The organism is Oceanobacillus sojae (genome assembly GCF_900162665.1).
Taxonomy (GTDB): domain Bacteria; phylum Bacillota; class Bacilli; order Bacillales; family Amphibacillaceae; genus Oceanobacillus; species Oceanobacillus sojae_A.
Genome location: NZ_LT727813.1, coordinates 48,765 through 66,449, shown reverse-complemented (window position 1 = coordinate 66,449; position 17,685 = coordinate 48,765). Strand labels below are relative to the sequence as shown.

Sequence of the window (17,685 nt, the reverse complement as noted above, 5' to 3'; positions counted from 1 at the left end):
TAATATCTTCCCAGAATCACCATGAAAGCAAGATACACTAATTAGGCTACTACACTAGATAAAGATAATCATATTGGAAAATTATGTCTTTCCTTGAAAAGAAGACTTATTTCCTAACTTTTGAACAACAAAACGTAACGAGGTGTATTGGAAATGAAAAAGAAGAAATTAGGATTATTAGTAATGGCATACGGTACGCCGTATAAGGAAGAAGATATTGAACCTTATTACACGCATATTCGTCATGGCAGAAGGCCGGAGCCAGATGCGCTACAGGATTTAAAAGATCGGTATGAAGCAATTGGCGGCATCTCACCTTTGGAAAAAATAACCCAAGAACAAACGCATGCATTAGAAAATAAATTGAATGAATTACAAGATGAATATGAATTTAAAGCTTACATCGGTTTAAAACATATTGCTCCATTTATTGAGGAGGCCGTAGAAAAAATGGCGAAAGATGGTATAGAAGCAGCAGTTTCTATCGTTTTAGCGCCACACTACTCTACATTTAGCGTGAAATTGTATAATGAACGTGCAAATAGTACAGCTGAAAAATACGGTATAAAAATGGAGTCTGTTCAAGATTGGTATACAGAACCAGGATTTATTGATTTCTGGGCAAAAGGCGTGCAAAATACCTTTGCGGATATGTCAGCAGAAGAAAAAAATAATACTGTATTAATCGTATCTGCTCATAGTCTTCCAAAAAAAATTCTGCAACATGGAGATCCATATAAACAGCAATTAGAGGAAACAGCACAATTAATAGCAGAAGCTGCAGATGTAAAAAATTATGAAGTAGGCTGGCAAAGTGAGGGAAACACTCCAGACCCTTGGCTTGGACCGGATGTTCAGGATCTAACTCGCGAATTATATAATAAAGAAGGATACAAAGCATTTGTTTATACACCTGTCGGCTTTGTGGCAGATCACCTTGAAGTTTTATATGATAATGATTATGAATGTAAAGTAGTCTGTGATGAGATTGGAGCAAGCTACTATCGTCCTGAAATGCCAAACGCTCTTCCAGAATTTATTGAAACATTAGCAAATGTGGTACTAAAGAAAATGAAATGAGCTTCCTAATGAATAAAAAAGAGTAGTAATTGTTGGTTTGGCATGACATGTTTACCTACTGACTATCATCTTTAAAACAGGTGAAATCAGCAAAACTTCCAATTGAGATCAAATTAGTTGAAGACTTTAGTAGGTTAAACAGACGTATTCAAACATAATAGTGATGCCTTAAGTGCCATCCAAGAGAAATAAATAAGACCATATTTTGCAAGATTGTAAACATGGTTTAAATATATTTTTAATTTATCCAACCCAACTGTTCATTTTCAGTTGGGTTTATTTTTTATCTCTCAAATCTTTGCCAATTTTAAATGTTTAACGTTGAAGGTTATGAAAGGGGAAATCATCACCCACCTTTGCAGTATTGTGAAGGGAGATGACATGCATGATAGCACCTAATCGTACCGAATGGCAAATACGCTGTGCATTTAATGCGTTCTGCAAACGTGTATTAAAGAATGTCGCCATTGATATCTACAAAGAACGAAAGCGTCAACGGTCGAAAGAGAAAACGTTCTCTGATTTAACGCCTTATGAAGCGAATCAACTTTATTCTGTAGATAATTATGGTGAGGGTAATAAAGACGGTTTTCAAATTGTAGATAAGAAAATTACGACAAAATTACTAGCAGAAGCCATGCACTCATTATCAGAAGAGAAGCGTAATCTTGTCCTCTTATACTAATTTCTTCATCTATCAGATGAGGAAATTAGTCAACGACTGAATGTACCTCGTCGAACTGTGCATTATCGACGAACCAGTGCTTTAAAACGGTTAAAACGATTTTTGGAGGAACATGCAAATGAATAACATAAGCATTCAAAATGATGAACGTGGTTTGTTGCCGTATCCGATAATTATCGCTGCAAACGCGGGTGAAGCCGAAGCGTTAAGGCTTGTAGTGAAACACTATGACAGTTATATTGCCAGTTTATCCATGAGAAAGCTGCGAGATGAACAGGATAATACTTACTGGGATATAGATGGAGATATGCAATCTCGTTTACGATCCAAGCTAATGCAATCTGTTTTGGCTTTCAAGATATAATTTCACCATGAATCATAATCCCCTTTCACTATAGATTATTGTACTTTGACAAAACAGCATGGCGAATAACACCATGTTATATATCAAAAAATCAGATACGTTCTAATGATGTTGAGCCACCTGATATTTGCGCCATGACTTTCTATAGAAACGAGCGATAAAAAAGCTATCTAATGTCATTGTGGTGAATGACTGGCGAAGATACATCAATAGATATAACGATACTCTCCTATCGTCGTTGTTCGAGCGTTCAAAGCGTCGCAGGCAATGAATGGGACTGGAAGAAATACTTGCAGGGGTGAAATTCCCGTGGAGCTGCTACCAGTAGCCGTCTGATTTTTTAAGTAAATTAGAAAACAGTCGTTTCTAGTATGTATTCTTCTGTTAATGAAAAAGAAGGTATACATTTAATGAAGGACCTGATCACAAAAGATGATTTAATTCAACTTGGATATCCCAAATATACTTTGATACGAATCATTAGACAAGCCGATTCTAGGATGTGAACTAGAATCGGAGGAAAACAGTCATGGCTAGAACAAAATATGCTGGTGTTTATGTTGGTCGGTCTGGACAATATTTTTATGAAACAGAGCTGGGAACCGACCGTATTACGGGAAAAAGGCTCCGAAAAAAAGGACCGACAAATCAACAAGGAAAGCAGTAGTTGATATGCAATACCTCGAAGTTAATATTTCTAAAAAAGTAAAAGCAATCCCTAAAGGAAAAGCGGTTGTTCCTTATTGGACAAAAACGGAGTTTGAAAAAGTTATTTCTGTGATTTGTCTGGATGTTTTTTATGAGCACTTGTGTTTTGTAATGTTATGGACGTATTTCATGGCAAGGATACATGTGAATGAAGGAACAGTTCTATGGTGGGAAGACATTGATTTCAAAAATAAACGTCTTCGAGTCCACCACTCTTTGTATTTAAAGAATAAAAATGATTGGAAACGAAAAGCTTATAAGAGAACAGATAATGGAAAGCGAATCATTTCTTTAGATGAGGATACGATATAAGTGCTAAAAGAATGGAAAGAGCGACAATCAAAAGTCGGGATGGACGATTTCGTCTTTAGTTATGATGGAATGCCAATGATAAAGTCGACGATTGCTAGAATCATTCAACGCTTCTTAAAACTTGCAAAAGTTAATCGTATTCAAGTTAAAGGACTGAGACATTCGCATGCCTCTTATCTTATTAATGAATTTAACACCTCTGTTTTAATTTTATCAAAGCGTACGAGTCATTCCAGCCCAGAGAGCCGTTGGAACTGTTCGGGTGCCAGCTGCGTGCGAATGAACGGTAGGAAAGTTGGTGTATTTTTGTACAACCCTTTAAAAAGATTTAACTAAGAATCTCTCAAATACTCATATCTCTCGGTCAATGAATAGGAGCGCCTTTCCATTCAGTAAAAGCGTTCTTTTATTGCTATGGAAGATTAAATGAAAAAATCATATTTTCCACCTTGACAGTTAACGATATATCGCTTATTATTTATTTAACGATATATCGTTATTAAAAAATAAAACTAACAGGAGGTTGTTTACAATATTCAAAAGGCCTAATATTCCTCAACATCATTTCTTAAAAGGACGGGGTCATTTTCATCAGAATGGCTTCTTTAAAGGCGACAGATTTGATAGGGAATTAGAAACAGGAAATAGAAACCATGAACGACTAGGTGGATTACAATTCTTTTCAGAAAAAGAATTCGGTGGAGAAGACAGTGGAGAACGTTTTTTCAGGCGTGGTGACCTCAAGATAATCTTATTAAAGTTGTTACAAGAACAGCCGACACATGGATATGGATTAATCAGAGATCTTGAAGACAAGTTTAATGGCTTTTATTCGCCTAGTCCTGGTTCGATTCACCCTATTTTACAAATGCTTGAAGATCAAGATTTTGTTAATGTAACTAAAGAAGGTCGGAAAAAAGTTTATCATCTTACAGATAAGGGTCAAATCTTTTTAGAAGAAAACCAAGATAAAGATCCTTTCATCTTGAGAATGAACATGATCGAAAATGTGGATATAGATGAAATACAGAATTTAAGATCTAATATTCAAGAATTATTTCATGAATTTTTCAAGGTGGGGCGTCAATCTATAGAAAATTCACAAAAAAGGAACAGCTGCAAAAGTTAATTGAAAAGGTGCACACAGAGCTGTTAAATATATCAAATGATAATGAAAATAAAAAAAGCACAGATGAAAAATAGAACTTAAAAATACGAAAGGGGACTTAAAAATGACTATTACACTTAATCATACGGTGGTATTTGCTAAAGATAATGATAAAGCTGCACACGAATTTGCCGAGAATATGGGCCTTAAACTTGAGGGGTATGAAGGGATAGATAATAAGTTCGCAACGGTCCGTATCAATGCTGAACTTTCTGTTTTCTTTATGACAATCGAGAGTGATACCCCACAGCAACATTTGGCTTTCAGTGTTGATGAACATACCTTTGACCAGATTCTCGATCGTCTTCGTGAGAGGAATGTCACCTTTGGAAATAGCCCACATGAACCAAACAATCAGCGTACGGATCATCCTTTTGCACCTCGTGGGCTGTTCTGGGCCAATTTGGATGGTTGCCTTGTTGAAGTCATGACGGATGAGTCATAAACAATGTTGATCGCCTCATTGGATAACGGTTACTTTTGTCATTTCAATAGTTTCTGTCTTACTTGCTTTAATTCTTATTGATAATGGAGAGGGATCCAATCTGACTGTTACGTGGGATTCGCCCATCATCATTGAGATGTTAAGTGTAGGGATTATTTTTATTGCTCTCTTCCTTTGGATCGAAACAAAAGCAGCAGAGCCGATTGTTCCGCTTCTGTTATTCAAAATACGTGAGATTGCTTTTGGCAATATTACCAGTTTTTTTATGAGTGCGGGAATATTTGAAACGGTTGCTTACATTCCATTGTTTGCACAAGGAGTTATTAGGGTCAGCCCTTCTATTTAATACCGCTTATGCTTTCAGTTGTCATTACCTCGATGGTCGGCGGACGCTTAATGAACAAAGGCTATTCTCGTACCAAGTATGACGTTAATGGCAATCGTTTTTTCTACTCAGCAGGATGACAACTGAAACAACTCTTTTTCAAATTGTTTTGTTTATGATTATTACAGGCTTGGGGATGGGTGCCATTAATCCTACGCTTGGTACTGCTGCTCAGAGTGCGGTTGATATGATTTTTTGTGGTGCTGCTACTTCATCATCACAATTTTCCGCTCTATAGGAGGAACAATTGGAGTAAGCGTAGTGGGCAGTCTATTTGCACAGAAAATGGCATCGGGCTTAAATATGCTTCATAAAAATGGAGTTGGTTTGAATACCGAGAAAATTCAATAAATTTACAATATACAGGTTCTTTTTACCCTGCTGTGAAGGCTTCTCTATCTAGTGAAATGCTAAATGAGTTATAATTTGCTTTTAGTAGCTCTTTAAATGTTGTATTTCTAGTTGGATGTGTATTTGTTTATATTGGTTTAACATCAAGTATATTTATGGGAAATGCGCGTTTAGTAAAATCTGAAAAATCAGGGACTTTTGTGAGCGCTAAATAGACATTCACATCGATTCCGTGTTCCGATACAATTTGGCTCATAGATTTTTCTTCCTTTAAGGCTTCTAACACAATTTGTGATTTAAATTCGGTTGTATATCTTTTTCGTTTCATATACCTACTTTAACATGTCCTTTTGTGTGTCCAGCTTCTTGGATTCATTATATTTATCTCTCCTGCACATAGTAAAGAACATGTTGAGGAGAATATTTAGCAACAATAAACAACGGAGAAGGAAGGCATGATAATGGCGAATAATTGTTAGAATATAGAAGATAAAGTAGTCATTATGACTAGCGTTGGCTTATAGGGCATTAACAAAGAGATTTTCCCGTCATTTTTATTAAGGCTAAAAAAGGTGGTATTATCAATACCACCAGTGAAGCCAGACAAATAGGATCTCTATTTGGAAAAGGAAGAGATTGCTAATGTAAATCCTGGAAGCGAAATTACAATTGAGAAGTAGCAGATAGTTTGAAAAAGATACCCCCACAAACAAGCATTGAGGTGTTGTTTGCGGGGGGATTTTAGTTAGAGGGATGTACACTATTCCCATTATAATATATGGGCGCAATTTTTTAAGTTAAAGAAGACAAATTCATGTATGCTTTATTGCTGATCAAAATTAGGAAGCCAGATTATTTGTAAATAAACTAATTTGACCGAAGACGGTCCATAAATAATTGCATGGCAGGAGTGATTAACTTATCTTTTCTTCTAATTAAGAAAATTTGTCTTTGATATTCCCATTCAGGTATAGGGTGCATACTTAATTCCCCGTTTTGCAATTCCCAACTAACGATATTCTCAGATAAAATTCCATAGCCCATCTCATGTTTTACTGCTTCTTTCATCGCTTCTGATCCGGATGTTTGCATTTTGATATTGAGAACAATATTATGTTTTTTAGCCCATTTATCAAATAATTTTCTACTTACTGATTCAACTTCGTGGTGTACTAAAGGCTGCCCGGATAGATCAGAGGGAGTAAGTGACTGTTTATTCGCTAAGGGATGATTGGGATGCATAACGATGACTAAAGCATCCTTTTGCAATGTAATAATCTCCAATTCCTCGTCCTTTAAGTTTACCTCCGTAATAATACCAAAATCTAATTGAAATTGTTTAACTTTATCGATGATAACAGAGGACGTATTTACATCCAAGATAAGAGCCAGATCTTTATATTCTTTGTTTAATTGAGATAAGAAAGGAGTGATTATGTAAGTTGCAGGTGTATGCGTACTGCCTATCGAAATAGAACCTGTTTTCAATCCTTTAAACTCTTCCATTAGATCTTCAATTTCATCTGATTGATATATAATATTTTGTGCATAATGATATAGAGAATTTCCTGCTTCAGTCAGCTGAATTGTATGATAAGATTTCGTGAAAAACAAAGGCACGCCCAGTTCTTCTTGTAGTTTATTTAAATGAAAAGTAACTGTAGGCTGACGGATTCCTAGCTTATTGGCGACAAGGTATAACTTTTTATATTTGACAGTATATACAAAAACTTTTAATTGCTGCAAGTTCATGTGTTTCCTCCTTGGACATAATATGAATGTTTTTCTAGAGGTGTTTCTTTTATAAACTTCCTCCTTCTCTCAATTAATTCCTTCTTGTTTAATTATCCATGTACTATCCACCTCTATCTATCTTCATTATAGATTTTATCTATGGGATTTAATATAAAATAGATTTTATTTTACAAGAAGTTTACTGCTAATTTACAAATAGTTAATGTTCATACTTTATATTTAACTCTGTAAGTAATTCACAAAAAATTGGGGGAAGGCACATGCTAAGAAGTAAGACTATATTGTTTATCTGTTTATTTTCTTTTCTCGTTCTTACAGCTTGTAGTTTAAACGAGGATGAAAAGAGCACAGCTTCAGATGAATCATCGAAGGAGCAAAATGCAGAAGGCGAAAAAGGAACTGGAGAGCCAATTAAACTTTATGGTAATGATTTTATAGAGGAAATTTCTCCGAAGTTTCAAGGAGATACGGGGTACGAAATCGAAGGGGTTCACTACGGTGGGGGAGAGGCACTTGCCCAAATTGAAGCTGAGCAAGGTAACCCGCAGTGGGATGTCATTATGATGGATGGTCATGGATCAATTAGAAATTTAGCTGACCGAGGATTTTTGCTTACTGATTGGAAGCCAGAAAATATTGATTTACTGAGTGAAGAAGGAACAGAGTTGGTGCCTGAGGATAATGCATATACCCCAATCGGGATTCATGCTTCAGCTGTTATTGTTTATAATACAGATATTTTAACAGAGGAAACAGCACCAAAAACTTGGGATGAATTTTTTGCTTATGATGGCCCTGTTGGGCATGCTGATCCAGCAGTTGCAGCACCAGCTTATCCATTAGTTTCTTCCCTTTTCTATAAATGGGGAGTAGAGGAAGGGAAAGAACGCTATCTAAAGCGTTTTGAAGATGGTTTTAATATATATCCCAAAAACGGACCTGTTACAAGTGCAGTAATTAATGGTGAAATTCATGTTGCAGCTTTACAAGAGCATAATGCATATCAAGCTGAACTTGATGGAGAAAATGTAGGTGTTATCTGGCCTGAAGAAGGAGCACCAGGCAGTGTGCGAGTAGTTGCAATCAATAAAGATTCTAAAAATTTGGAAGCTGCGAAGGTATTTGTGGAGTATATGTTAGAACCAGATACACAAAACTACCTGACTTCTCTTGAAGATGACAGCTCAAGCTTTTTCACTCCGCTCAGTAAAGGAACTGAAATGCGTAAAGAACGCGAACAAAATGGTACGTTTTTACTTCCTCCAGCGGAATGGGCGGCAGAACACGAAACAGAAATAAAAACTTGGTTTGCTGATCAAAATGTTAATTAAGGATAGAATATTATGAACCGAAATGAAAATCGATTAGGCGGGGTAGTTACTCTTATACTGTTTATCTTTATCTTTTTACCTTTGCTTGCTGTTATTTTAAATGCTGTCTTACCAGGATTATTTTTTGGGAATTTAGAGTTCAATGGTTTTCAGGTTATCTTTGAGATATTTGAAAGAGAACTGTGGTACGTATCTTTAAAAAATTCTGTCATGCTCGGTCTTGGGGCGGCAACCTTTGGAACAATACTTGGCGGCTTATTAGCAACTATCCGGTCAAAATGGGATTATGCTGCAGCGCGATGGTTAGATATTGCTGTATGGGTTTTGCTGATAGCCCCTTCTTTTATAATTGCACAAGGATGGGTATTGTTCGCCAGTTCTGAAGGATTGGCGAACAGTGTGTTAGGTTGGTCTTGGGTGACTTCATTTATATTTCAACCTAGTGGCTTAATTTTTATTATGGGATTAACAAAGTTTCCTCTGGCATATTTGACAGTAGTAGCCGCTATGGAGTGGAATGTATCGCGGTTTGAGCATGCAGCAAGGCTAAATGGAGCTCGTCCTTTCACGGTGTGGAGGACGGTACAGCTTCCACTATCATTACCTGCTTATTTTGCTGGCTGGACGCTTGTGTTCATTGATACTATTGGTGATTTTGGACTTCCTGCAGCATTAGCTACAGTATATCGTTTTCCAACTTTACCCTACTCCATCTATTCTGCTATCAATCAATCGCCGGTAAGATTTGATATGGCAGGAGTATTATCTTTTTATTTAGTGCTTATTTTAGCATTGACTATGGCTATTTTATTTGTTGCAATTAAAAAATCAAAAGTAGATTTCTTAAATAGTAAAGCCATACGAGTAACAAAAAAGAAACCAAAACGTGCTTGGTTATTAAGTATCGGGACATTCGCTTTTCTGATTTTATGTTTAGGAATCCCAATTGGGACGAGTGCAACGGTATCATTTATGAAGCATTTAGGCGCAGGTATAAAATTAGATAATTTTACATTCAAACATTATATTGATGTTTTAGGTGGAGCGAATGGATTAGATTATTCACAGTTATCGATTTTGGAAGGGTTGAAAAATTCACTTACTATTGCAGCTATAGCGGCAATTATTAGTATTATTCTTGGATTCATCGTAGCTTACGTATTGACTTTTACTAAGTCCAGATTAAAAAGCTCTCTTCATGTATTTACTTTAGTTTCTTTAGCTGTGCCGGGAGTTGTGTTAGGTATTGGTTATATTTTCATATGGAACCAAAAATGGTTGGAACCAATTGGTCTTCATTTATATGGGAAACCATCTTTACTTATCATGGCAGCAGTTGCTGGAGCGATTCCTTATGCAGTGCGTGTCCAATTAGGGACGTTTGCTAATTTATCTCCGTCCTTACTTAAAGCGGCTGCAGTACAAGGTGCATCGATGTTTACTAAAATGAGGACGATTATCTTGCCAATTGTGCGAAATACTTTATTACTTGCCGTGCTTGCTTCATTTGGTACCAGTGTATTTGATTTGGCTACAGCCTCCATGCTAAAGCCGTCAAATTTTGTACTTTTGCCTTTAGTAATTGATGAGGCGTTTGAATTTGCTAAATATGGATATGCTACTGCTGCAACTATAATTGGCGGAGCTATCGTTGTGTTATTAATTATAGGTGTCCAGTATGTATTTAACTTTATTTTCAAGAAAATTGATCAACTAGATAGAAAAGAGGGTAATTTTGTTGGAACCAATCTTAAAGATAAATGATGTCCAAAAATCTTTTGGCATGACAAAAGTGTTAGATGGTATTTCATTTGAAATGATAGAGGGAGAGTGTATATGTCTTTTGGGCTCTTCTGGCAGTGGTAAATCTACATTACTACAGATTATTGCTGGGTTGTTAAAAGCTGAGCATGGAGAAATAAACATGAGTGGTTTACAAGCATTGAGCAGGAATAAATTTATTCCGCCTGAGAAAAGGCCAATTAATATGGTGTTTCAGGATTATGCATTGTGGCCGCATATGACCGTCCGTAAAAATATAGAATATGGTTTGAAAATGTCTAAAGTCCCTGAATCCATTAGACGGAAGAGGATAGAATCAGTCTCCCAACTGCTCCAATTGGAAGGGCTGTTGAATAGGCTGCCATCTGAATTATCTGGTGGGCAACAGCAAAGAGTAGGAATTGCCAGAGCGTTAGCTACAGAGCCCAATATCCTGCTAATGGATGAACCTTTATCTAATTTAGATGTAAAGCTGCGGACGGAAATGAGAAGTGAATTAGCTGATATTTTACGTAGGCTTTCGATTACAACAATTTATGTAACACACGATATGATGGAAGCTTTTGCCTTGGCGGACCGAATTCTTGTCCTGCACCAAGGAAAAATTGAACAGCTTGCATCGCCTCAAAAAATGTATGAGGAACCTGAAACACTGGGTGTAGCGCAATTAATGGGGTACCAAAATCGATTAAAGGGAAAAATCACCTCGATTAATGATGGCACAGCCACCATTCAATGTGGCGAGTATTCGGTAAAAGGAACACTTCAAACAGGTCAAAATGACAAACTATCTGTTGGAGATGATGTATTGGTAATGCTCCAATTAGAAGCAATTCATTTTGATTCAGTTTCATTTCAACCTGAGAATTATATAGAAGCAAAAATTGTGCAAGTAATTTATGAGGGAAGTAGATGGCGGTATCGATTAGAAATGAAGGATGGGCAGTATATTGAGGCTCTGCATACGAAAAAGCAATCTTTAGATGACATTATGAACATTTCCTTCTCTGTCCAGCAAACGCGTATATTTAAGTTATAATTTATTAATTGTTATTTGGAGACTATCTTTATGAAAAATCAAAAGCGAATACTTGCAATATCGGATGTCCATGGAAATGGACATTTACTCACTAAGTTATTACAAGCAGTAAATTATTCACCTGATATAGATCAACTAATTATGTTAGGTGATTACATAAATAAAGGCCCTGACTCCATCGGTACCCTGCAAAGCATTGAATCTTTATGTAAGGAAGGTGCCATCGCTCTGGCAGGTAATAATGAATTGAAATGGTTAAACTCTGAAAACAGTGATACAGCAAGATGGAAATCTTTTTTGAAATCACTGCCCTTTTACAAAGAGATTAGTCCTTTCATATTTGTTCATGCCGGTATAAAGAAAAGTCTACCATTGTATAAACAACGTATAGAAGATTTAACAGGAATTAATACACCATCTTTCGAATGCTTTCCTGATAGAATAGTTGTATTTGGTCACACACCAACATTTAGACTGGCATCCAGTACTGGTCAAATTTGGTTGAAGAAAGGGATGGTTGGAATAGATACAGGTGCCGGTCATGGTTCTAATTTATCGCTTGTAGATTTAACAAATTGGATATCTTATTTCGTGCGGATAAATAATTCTGAAGAGGTGAATTCTTATCCTTTACAAAAACAAATTGTATATGGGGACGACTATATTTAAACAAAGAACGGAGGGCGATTATTATAACATTAGAAATTGAACGGAAATTTGTTTTGTCTGCCTACCCTGATAATGAAATTCAGAAGGGAATTTTAAAAATGATATCCACTTATTTAATCGAACAAACATATTTGGCTTATCAGCCTACTCAACAAATCCGAGTGCGGAAAATAGTTAATATACAAACAGGATATGTTAAATATACTCACACTTTTAAAGAAGGAAGCGGGATTATTCGAGATGAAATCGAATATGAAATTTCAAAAGAAATATATGAGCAACTAATCAATATGGCGAATAAGCAAGCACTTATAAAAACAAGATCTATTTGGCAATTAAGCGGAATGAATACTTATATAGAAATCGACCAATACGAACAAATACCCCTCTTAGTTGCTGAAGTGGAGTTTCAGAATGAGGAAGAAGTAGATAAATTTACCCCGCCAAACTGGTTCGGTGAAGATGTGAGCTTAGATAAAAGGTTAGGTAACTATCAATTATGGTTGCAAGTACAACATTCGAAATGAATTTTATGGATAATGCTCTCTACTGTTGGAAGAAAATGATTTTTTCTTGTAGTTTCCATTTTAGAGCTTCTGGGAAGAAGAACCTTGACTCACATCTAAGTTACTAAACAGCGTTCATCAAATAGGAATGGTGATTTTAACAGTCTTAGTTAAAAAACTCTTTTAATAATTTGTACAAAATGTATAACGAACTCTGTCCATTTGTCTTTTCCTTTTGAATCACCTAAAATAATAGCTTGGAATCAACCTTTCTTGCCTTTCAATCTTACGGGAAGAGCTGACAAGAAGTTTATTATAAAGGAGTCATATAGATGAGTAACTAAAAATCAAGGGCTACCATGAAACTTTTTGGAAGGAAGAAGACCAGATTATGCCAATTCATGTTGGAATGCATCTTGTGAAGCTGTATGTAGAAAATGACTCAGATAGGGCTGTTTCTTCTCCAAATTGTTTTCTTCAGGACGGTGAAATCAGGATGATGTAATTGAGTGTTTGAGATTACCAAGCCTTTAGAATCGTTCGGTGTACAAGATTCTGCTGTTTCCCATTATGTCAATCCGGTTGAAAACGGAGACGCAGAAGAAGCTGGCATGCGTTCTGTTATCTTAATTGATTATCAGCAAACGGGTGTAGCTGATGTAGACGAATAAATTATCGATAAAAGTGAAGGATAGTCTATTTGAAGAGATAGGCTATCCTTTTGAGTTTACTAATGGGAACCTAGAAATAGCGCCCGAGATAACGTGAGCGATCAATAAGTATATAGAAAAATACTCAACACGTAGATAAACTATGCTTAAGGAAGATTAACTGACGTGTTGGGTATTTTTTGATTTAGCTTTACTCATATCGAATATTTTTTCCTGACATCGTTTAGATTGTCGGCATGATGCGCTCAACTGGAAAGCCGTGGCGCAATGCGATTCATTTATCAGGTATGAACGGACGTGGACAGATCACTCACCAGAAAAGAGGCTGAAAAAGAAGGCATCCATTCTCAGCCTTTTCTATCGATGTCTTGACCGAGTATACAAGGCTATATCAAGAGGGCGATGAAACGACTAACCGAAGAAAACAAATATTAATAGAAGAAAGAGATAAACTTTTGATTAAACAGAAAGAGTTAAACAAAACAATACAGCGATTGAATAATAAAATTACGAATTACGAAAATAAATTTGTAACATGTGAAAATATGCTTATAGATAAAACGTGAAGAATATTGTATAAAAGTAGATTTCTTATGAGAATGACAGGATTACTATGATTGTAGTTAACGTATATTCAAACTATAAATAGGAAGTACAATTTTTGACTAAAAGTAATAAAAGATGAGGCGATAATAATGATGAAACAAGCAACACCCCGAAAAACAATTTCCTTTTCTGCGGAAGCATTTGAAGCAATCAATGAAACAGAAATCAGATGGCTTGGAAATTCGGAGATTTTACTGAATAGCAGAGGAACCTGTATTATGGTTGATTCCGTTTTAGAAGGTTTTGAACTGCCCTTATTAAATGATATGCCAATTAAAACAGAAGAAGTGCCAAAACTTGATGGAATTTTAATGACACATTCTGATAATGACCATTTTAGCTTAGATACATTAAAAAATTTACTCCCCGTTACAGAATCCTTTTATGCACCCAAATATGTTGCAGAGCTTTATTCAAAGGAATTCCATACAGATGCAATTGGACATGATATCCATACAACATTTAATATAGAAGAAATAAAAATTATACTGACGCCAGCAAATCATTTATGGCAAAATGAAACCAGCAAATTTGATCATGTGTTTAAACTAGAGGATTATTGTGGATTCTGGATAGAGACGACTGATGGAACATTATGGATTCCCGGTGATTTCCGTCTGATGGAAGAACATTTACAAATGCCGGAACCCGATGCGATTCTCTTTGATTTCTCCGATAATGAGTGGCATATTGGCTTTGATAATGCAGTAAAGCTGGCCAATACCTATCCCGAAGCTAACTTGCTTCTTTCCCACTGGGGAACGGTTGATGCGCCAAATATGGAGGCTTTTAATGCCAATCCAGCTGATCTTTTCGATAAAATAGTAAATCCGGATAGAATGAAAGAGCTTGCGGCGGAAGAACGGTATATTTTGAGTAAGGATAAATAATTTTCTAACATAACACTTTAATGGAATAGCATTTTGTATGAGGATATTTAAAATGCCGATTTTTGCGTGAAGTCAACTGATGGGTTAATTTTCGTCTATCTGGTAAGGCTGGACTGTCCATGCAGCCTTGTTCTGATAATCTCTGTTATTTGAAGTATAAAGACCAAAGAAAATGATATACTTATATGCACTGTCATGCATAGAAATAGCAATCTTGTCATTTGCTTCTTCCCAAGGACTTAAGGAGACAGTGTTTGTTCGATTGTTAGAGTCGATATTACTTTGCCCATCAAGATACCACGCACCAACGTGGGAGTCGGTCACCTTTCGTCGGTTCATCATTCAGGATTATGGATTCATCTGCTCCTGAAGCTGCATCTAGCTTTTCAATTTTTTATATTACTATCCGACAGGTTCTCGAATGTGAAATTACCGACCAGGTAAAATTCATCCCCGTCTTTCGTTTCTGTTCCAAGATCTTGTGTTTTTTCCACGCTGTTTAACGTTAATGCAAGCGGGATTTTTTCCGACTGTGTGATGACATAGCCCATATCTCTAATTTCAAGTCTCATTTGGTCTTCAAGCTCTATTGAGTCAGCATCTGCATCACGAATTACTTCTTCCGGAAGAGTTGCGCTCGCTTCTTGATTTTCACAATCATCTTCCTGATGATTAGCGGTATTGGTATTGGCAGCTTCAATTTCATCGTTTTACTCACTGCATGCCATTAACAATAATGCGCTTACAAATAGAATCATCGTGGCCATTACATACTTTTTCATTATATAACACCTACTCCTTCGTTATAGTGGATAAATATTATCAAGTATTACCATGCTATAGAGAAATGATTATTTCTATATATCTAATGACAATGAAGAGGGCGTGAATAAAGGTTTTTTCTTATTTTTTACAGTTTATTTGTTTAAATTTAGCAGAAAGGAGTTTTCTTTTCTGTTTTATATTTTAGGCCTATTTCATTGCTTGATTGTTTTAAACACTATAAATAGTACTTTCTTCTGTTCCTATAAAAGGGTAGAAACGGTATTATCATATTTAAATCGTATGTATTCAGGAGGAGAGAGGATGAGAAAACGAGCAGCAATAGTTGTAATGTATTATTAGCAGGTTGAGGTAGTAATGGAAGTGGCATATCGTATTGGTGGTTTGTTCGGTATGATCAATGGGGTGATTGTTACCGCATTGCCTACTGTCGTAATAACGATTGCACTTATTGGAGTCTTATCTGCATATAGAAGGCTGAATTAGGTCGGATGAGTCTGCGCAACGAGACAAAATCCAATACTGCCCGAAACCTATACAGTAAATCTAGCAGTTACGTGGGAGGAAAGTTTTCGTTCTTACCGGGGGAGGTCTTGTGAGGGTGACGTGTAAGTTGAGTGATAACGAGCCGACACAACCATGATGGTGATATCTTGGTAAATCACAAGAAGTCAGCAGAGGTCGTAGTAGTGTGAAAGGACCAAAACATGAAGGACCGAACGATAGTAATTTTGAAAAGTCCAGGAGGTGTGAAAGGCGCGAGAACTGCAGAAAACAGGAGAATCTGGCTATCGGCAGAGAGATAGTGTGGAACATGAAGGGTATGTCGAAGCGCATAGTGCCTTTCATGGTGAAAAGAACAATCAAAATGGTGTGTCGAATCTGTTTGAAAGAATCCTTTCAAGGAATAATCTAAATCAAGCTTACCTTCAAGTGGTCAGAAGTAAGGGTGCAGCTGGAGTTGATGGTATGACATATGACAGGCTGCTTCCATACTTGAAGAAACATAGGGAAGAATTATTAACGCAGTTGCATCTTGGGAAATATCCTCAACCCGTATTACGGGTTGACATTCCAAAACAAGACGGCGGAACAAGAAAACTGGGGATTCCTACCGTTATTGACCGAATGCTTCAGCAAGCAATAAACCAAGTATTACAACCAATATTTGAACCGACGTTCTCCGATAATAGTTTTGGGTTTCGTCCAAAACGTAGTGCACATCAAGCCATCATACGGGCAAAGTCGTACTACGAACAAGGATACAAATATGTGGTGGACTTGGATATGAAAGCCTACTTCGATACAGCAAATCATGATAAACTGATGCACTTTGTGGAAAAGCGGATAACGGATAAACGAGTACTACGCTTGATAAGACAATATTTATTAAGTGGAATCATGATTGACGGCATCTTTGAAAAATCGGAGGAAGGAACGCCACAAGGAGGAAACCTGTCTCCGTTACTCAGTAATATCTACTTAAACGAATCAGACCAGCTACTGGAGAAACGAGGACATCGATTCGTGCGTTACGCAGATGACTGTAACATTTATGTGAAAAGTAAAAGAGCAGGTCAGCGCGTAATGAAAAGTATCACGAAATTTCTCGAGACGGATTTGAGTCTTACAGTGAATCGAGAAAAGAGTGCGGTGGGTAGCCCTTTGAAACGAAAGTTTCTAGGCTTCTGTCTCCTCGTTACAAAGAAAGGTATTCAAATCCGTCCCCATTATAAAGCAAAAGTAACCGTTAAACAGAAACTTAGACGGATTACCAAACGTAATCGGGGACGAAGTATCGATATGATTCTTAAAGAAATCCAGCAGCTTATGACAGGGTGGATAAACTACTATGGCATAGGAGAAATGAAAGGATTTATGAAGAATCTAAACGGGTGGCTGAAGCGAAGGATTAGACAATATATCTGGAAGCAATGGAAAAATCCACGCAACAAAAGAAAGAATCTAATGCATTTAGGTATCGATAAACGGAAAGCTTATGAATGGTCGAATACAAGAAAAGGTTACTGGATTATATCAAGTAGCTTTGTACTCCACCGTTCATTGACAGACAAAGAACTGGCATCGAGAGGATATAAAGATATCGCTCTTCAATACCAGTTCGTACACTTAAACTATTGAACCGTCGTATACG

21 protein-coding genes and 1 pseudogene are annotated in these 17,685 nt (G+C 36.6%); 18 read left to right on the top strand and 4 right to left on the bottom strand.

Going from position 1 to position 17,685, the window contains the following annotated elements:
* Positions 1–153: 153 nt before the first annotated feature.
* The 9 genes and pseudogenes from hemH (at position 154) to BN1068_RS23420 (ending at position 5,385) form a co-directional block, all read left to right on the top strand.
* Positions 154–1,080 (top strand): ferrochelatase, encoded by a 927-nt coding sequence (gene hemH / locus BN1068_RS17615; RefSeq protein ID WP_077604178.1) that lies wholly within the window; start codon positions 154–156, stop codon positions 1,078–1,080.
* Between the two features lie 385 nt (positions 1,081–1,465).
* Entirely contained in the window at positions 1,466–1,765 is a 300-nt protein-coding gene (locus BN1068_RS17610; protein WP_254846823.1) for an RNA polymerase sigma factor, read from the top strand.
* Positions 1,766–1,883: 118 nt separating this feature from the next.
* Positions 1,884–2,129, top strand: a complete 246-nt coding sequence (locus BN1068_RS17605; RefSeq protein ID WP_077604177.1) for a helix-turn-helix domain-containing protein — start codon at positions 1,884–1,886, stop codon at positions 2,127–2,129.
* Positions 2,130–2,500: 371 nt separating this feature from the next.
* The gene (locus BN1068_RS24345) at positions 2,501–2,635 is read left to right on the top strand and encodes a DUF3173 family protein (protein ID WP_139344880.1); all 135 of its coding nucleotides are present in this window, start codon (positions 2,501–2,503) and stop codon (positions 2,633–2,635) included.
* Between the two features lie 23 nt (positions 2,636–2,658).
* Positions 2,659–2,796 carry a hypothetical protein gene (locus tag BN1068_RS24450; RefSeq protein WP_371863316.1) on the top strand — a complete coding sequence of 46 codons (138 nt, stop codon included), beginning with the start codon at positions 2,659–2,661 and terminating at the stop codon, positions 2,794–2,796.
* Positions 2,775–3,392, top strand: a pseudogene (locus tag BN1068_RS17600) (tyrosine-type recombinase/integrase); the annotation flags it as partial. The gene BN1068_RS24450 and the pseudogene BN1068_RS17600, both read left to right, overlap by 22 nt.
* A 280-nt stretch (positions 3,393–3,672) precedes the next feature.
* On the top strand, positions 3,673–4,278 hold the full coding sequence (locus BN1068_RS17595; protein WP_175637192.1) for a PadR family transcriptional regulator: 606 nt from the start codon (positions 3,673–3,675) through the stop codon (positions 4,276–4,278).
* A gap of 103 nt (positions 4,279–4,381) precedes the next feature.
* On the top strand, positions 4,382–4,762 hold the full coding sequence (locus BN1068_RS17590) for a VOC family protein (protein WP_077604175.1): 381 nt from the start codon (positions 4,382–4,384) through the stop codon (positions 4,760–4,762).
* A 461-nt stretch (positions 4,763–5,223) separates the two neighbouring features.
* On the top strand, positions 5,224–5,385 hold the full coding sequence (locus tag BN1068_RS23420; protein ID WP_139344879.1) for an MFS transporter: 162 nt from the start codon (positions 5,224–5,226) through the stop codon (positions 5,383–5,385).
* Positions 5,386–5,625: 240 nt separating this feature from the next.
* On the opposite strand, the gene BN1068_RS24340 is transcribed toward BN1068_RS23420, so the two are convergent.
* Together BN1068_RS24340 and BN1068_RS17575 are read right to left on the bottom strand one after the other, a co-directional pair.
* Positions 5,626–5,826 (bottom strand): transposase, encoded by a 201-nt coding sequence (locus BN1068_RS24340; RefSeq protein ID WP_084788517.1) that lies wholly within the window; start codon positions 5,824–5,826, stop codon positions 5,626–5,628.
* A gap of 539 nt (positions 5,827–6,365) precedes the next feature.
* Positions 6,366–7,250, bottom strand: coding sequence for a LysR family transcriptional regulator (locus tag BN1068_RS17575; RefSeq protein ID WP_077604173.1), 885 nt, complete (start codon positions 7,248–7,250; stop codon positions 6,366–6,368).
* A 263-nt stretch (positions 7,251–7,513) separates the two neighbouring features.
* Between BN1068_RS17575 and BN1068_RS17570 the strand changes: the two genes are divergently transcribed.
* The 7 genes from BN1068_RS17570 to BN1068_RS17540 all read left to right on the top strand — a co-directional run bounded on the left by BN1068_RS17570 (position 7,514) and on the right by BN1068_RS17540 (position 14,747).
* Positions 7,514–8,584, top strand: a complete 1,071-nt coding sequence (locus tag BN1068_RS17570; RefSeq protein ID WP_077604172.1) for an ABC transporter substrate-binding protein — start codon at positions 7,514–7,516, stop codon at positions 8,582–8,584.
* A gap of 12 nt (positions 8,585–8,596) precedes the next feature.
* The gene (locus BN1068_RS17565; RefSeq protein ID WP_077604171.1) at positions 8,597–10,348 is read left to right on the top strand and encodes an ABC transporter permease; all 1,752 of its coding nucleotides are present in this window, start codon (positions 8,597–8,599) and stop codon (positions 10,346–10,348) included.
* Positions 10,323–11,405: an ABC transporter ATP-binding protein gene (locus BN1068_RS17560; RefSeq protein WP_077604170.1), complete on the top strand. Its 1,083-nt coding sequence runs from the start codon at positions 10,323–10,325 to the stop codon at positions 11,403–11,405. Before BN1068_RS17565 ends, BN1068_RS17560 begins: the two co-directional genes overlap by 26 nt.
* 30 nt (positions 11,406–11,435) lie before the next feature.
* Positions 11,436–12,074, top strand: coding sequence for a metallophosphoesterase (locus BN1068_RS17555; protein WP_077604169.1), 639 nt, complete (start codon positions 11,436–11,438; stop codon positions 12,072–12,074).
* On the top strand, positions 12,053–12,601 hold the full coding sequence (locus BN1068_RS17550; RefSeq protein WP_368483303.1) for a CYTH domain-containing protein: 549 nt from the start codon (positions 12,053–12,055) through the stop codon (positions 12,599–12,601). Before BN1068_RS17555 ends, BN1068_RS17550 begins: the two co-directional genes overlap by 22 nt.
* Positions 12,602–13,089: 488 nt before the next feature.
* Positions 13,090–13,251, top strand: a complete 162-nt coding sequence (locus BN1068_RS24060) for a 2OG-Fe dioxygenase family protein (protein WP_254846821.1) — start codon at positions 13,090–13,092, stop codon at positions 13,249–13,251.
* Between the two features lie 695 nt (positions 13,252–13,946).
* A complete protein-coding gene (locus BN1068_RS17540) occupies positions 13,947–14,747 on the top strand; it encodes an MBL fold metallo-hydrolase (RefSeq protein ID WP_077604166.1) in 801 nt (266 codons plus the stop codon).
* An 84-nt stretch (positions 14,748–14,831) separates the two neighbouring features.
* On the opposite strand, the gene BN1068_RS17535 is transcribed toward BN1068_RS17540, so the two are convergent.
* Positions 14,832–15,089, bottom strand: a complete 258-nt coding sequence (locus BN1068_RS17535) for a hypothetical protein (RefSeq protein WP_077604165.1) — start codon at positions 15,087–15,089, stop codon at positions 14,832–14,834.
* 44 nt (positions 15,090–15,133) lie between these two features.
* Positions 15,134–15,319: a hypothetical protein gene (locus BN1068_RS17530; RefSeq protein WP_077604164.1), complete on the bottom strand. Its 186-nt coding sequence runs from the start codon at positions 15,317–15,319 to the stop codon at positions 15,134–15,136.
* A gap of 568 nt (positions 15,320–15,887) precedes the next feature.
* Between BN1068_RS17530 and BN1068_RS24205 the strand changes: the two genes are divergently transcribed.
* Both BN1068_RS24205 and ltrA read left to right on the top strand, forming a co-directional pair.
* The gene (locus BN1068_RS24205) at positions 15,888–16,016 is read left to right on the top strand and encodes a hypothetical protein (protein ID WP_303046900.1); all 129 of its coding nucleotides are present in this window, start codon (positions 15,888–15,890) and stop codon (positions 16,014–16,016) included.
* A gap of 321 nt (positions 16,017–16,337) precedes the next feature.
* Positions 16,338–17,672: a group II intron reverse transcriptase/maturase gene (gene ltrA / locus BN1068_RS17525; RefSeq protein ID WP_217697333.1), complete on the top strand. Its 1,335-nt coding sequence runs from the start codon at positions 16,338–16,340 to the stop codon at positions 17,670–17,672.
* Positions 17,673–17,685 lie beyond the last annotated feature (13 nt).

Coding starts and splice junctions, on each gene's coding strand:
- hemH (WP_077604178.1), top strand. CDS start 154: ATGAAAAAGAAGAAATTAGGATTATTAGTAATGGCATACGGTACGCCG.
- BN1068_RS17610 (WP_254846823.1), top strand. CDS start 1,466: ATGATAGCACCTAATCGTACCGAATGGCAAATACGCTGTGCATTTAAT.
- BN1068_RS17605 (WP_077604177.1), top strand. CDS start 1,884: ATGAATAACATAAGCATTCAAAATGATGAACGTGGTTTGTTGCCGTAT.
- BN1068_RS24345 (WP_139344880.1), top strand. CDS start 2,501: ATGTATTCTTCTGTTAATGAAAAAGAAGGTATACATTTAATGAAGGAC.
- BN1068_RS24450 (WP_371863316.1), top strand. CDS start 2,659: ATGGCTAGAACAAAATATGCTGGTGTTTATGTTGGTCGGTCTGGACAA.
- BN1068_RS17590 (WP_077604175.1), top strand. CDS start 4,382: ATGACTATTACACTTAATCATACGGTGGTATTTGCTAAAGATAATGAT.
- BN1068_RS23420 (WP_139344879.1), top strand. CDS start 5,224: ATGACAACTGAAACAACTCTTTTTCAAATTGTTTTGTTTATGATTATT.
- BN1068_RS24340 (WP_084788517.1), bottom strand. CDS start 5,826: ATGAAACGAAAAAGATATACAACCGAATTTAAATCACAAATTGTGTTA.
- BN1068_RS17575 (WP_077604173.1), bottom strand. CDS start 7,250: ATGAACTTGCAGCAATTAAAAGTTTTTGTATATACTGTCAAATATAAA.
- BN1068_RS17570 (WP_077604172.1), top strand. CDS start 7,514: ATGCTAAGAAGTAAGACTATATTGTTTATCTGTTTATTTTCTTTTCTC.
- BN1068_RS17565 (WP_077604171.1), top strand. CDS start 8,597: ATGAACCGAAATGAAAATCGATTAGGCGGGGTAGTTACTCTTATACTG.
- BN1068_RS17555 (WP_077604169.1), top strand. CDS start 11,436: ATGAAAAATCAAAAGCGAATACTTGCAATATCGGATGTCCATGGAAAT.
- BN1068_RS17540 (WP_077604166.1), top strand. CDS start 13,947: ATGATGAAACAAGCAACACCCCGAAAAACAATTTCCTTTTCTGCGGAA.
- BN1068_RS17535 (WP_077604165.1), bottom strand. CDS start 15,089: ATGATGAACCGACGAAAGGTGACCGACTCCCACGTTGGTGCGTGGTAT.
- BN1068_RS17530 (WP_077604164.1), bottom strand. CDS start 15,319: ATGAGACTTGAAATTAGAGATATGGGCTATGTCATCACACAGTCGGAA.
- BN1068_RS24205 (WP_303046900.1), top strand. CDS start 15,888: ATGGAAGTGGCATATCGTATTGGTGGTTTGTTCGGTATGATCAATGGG.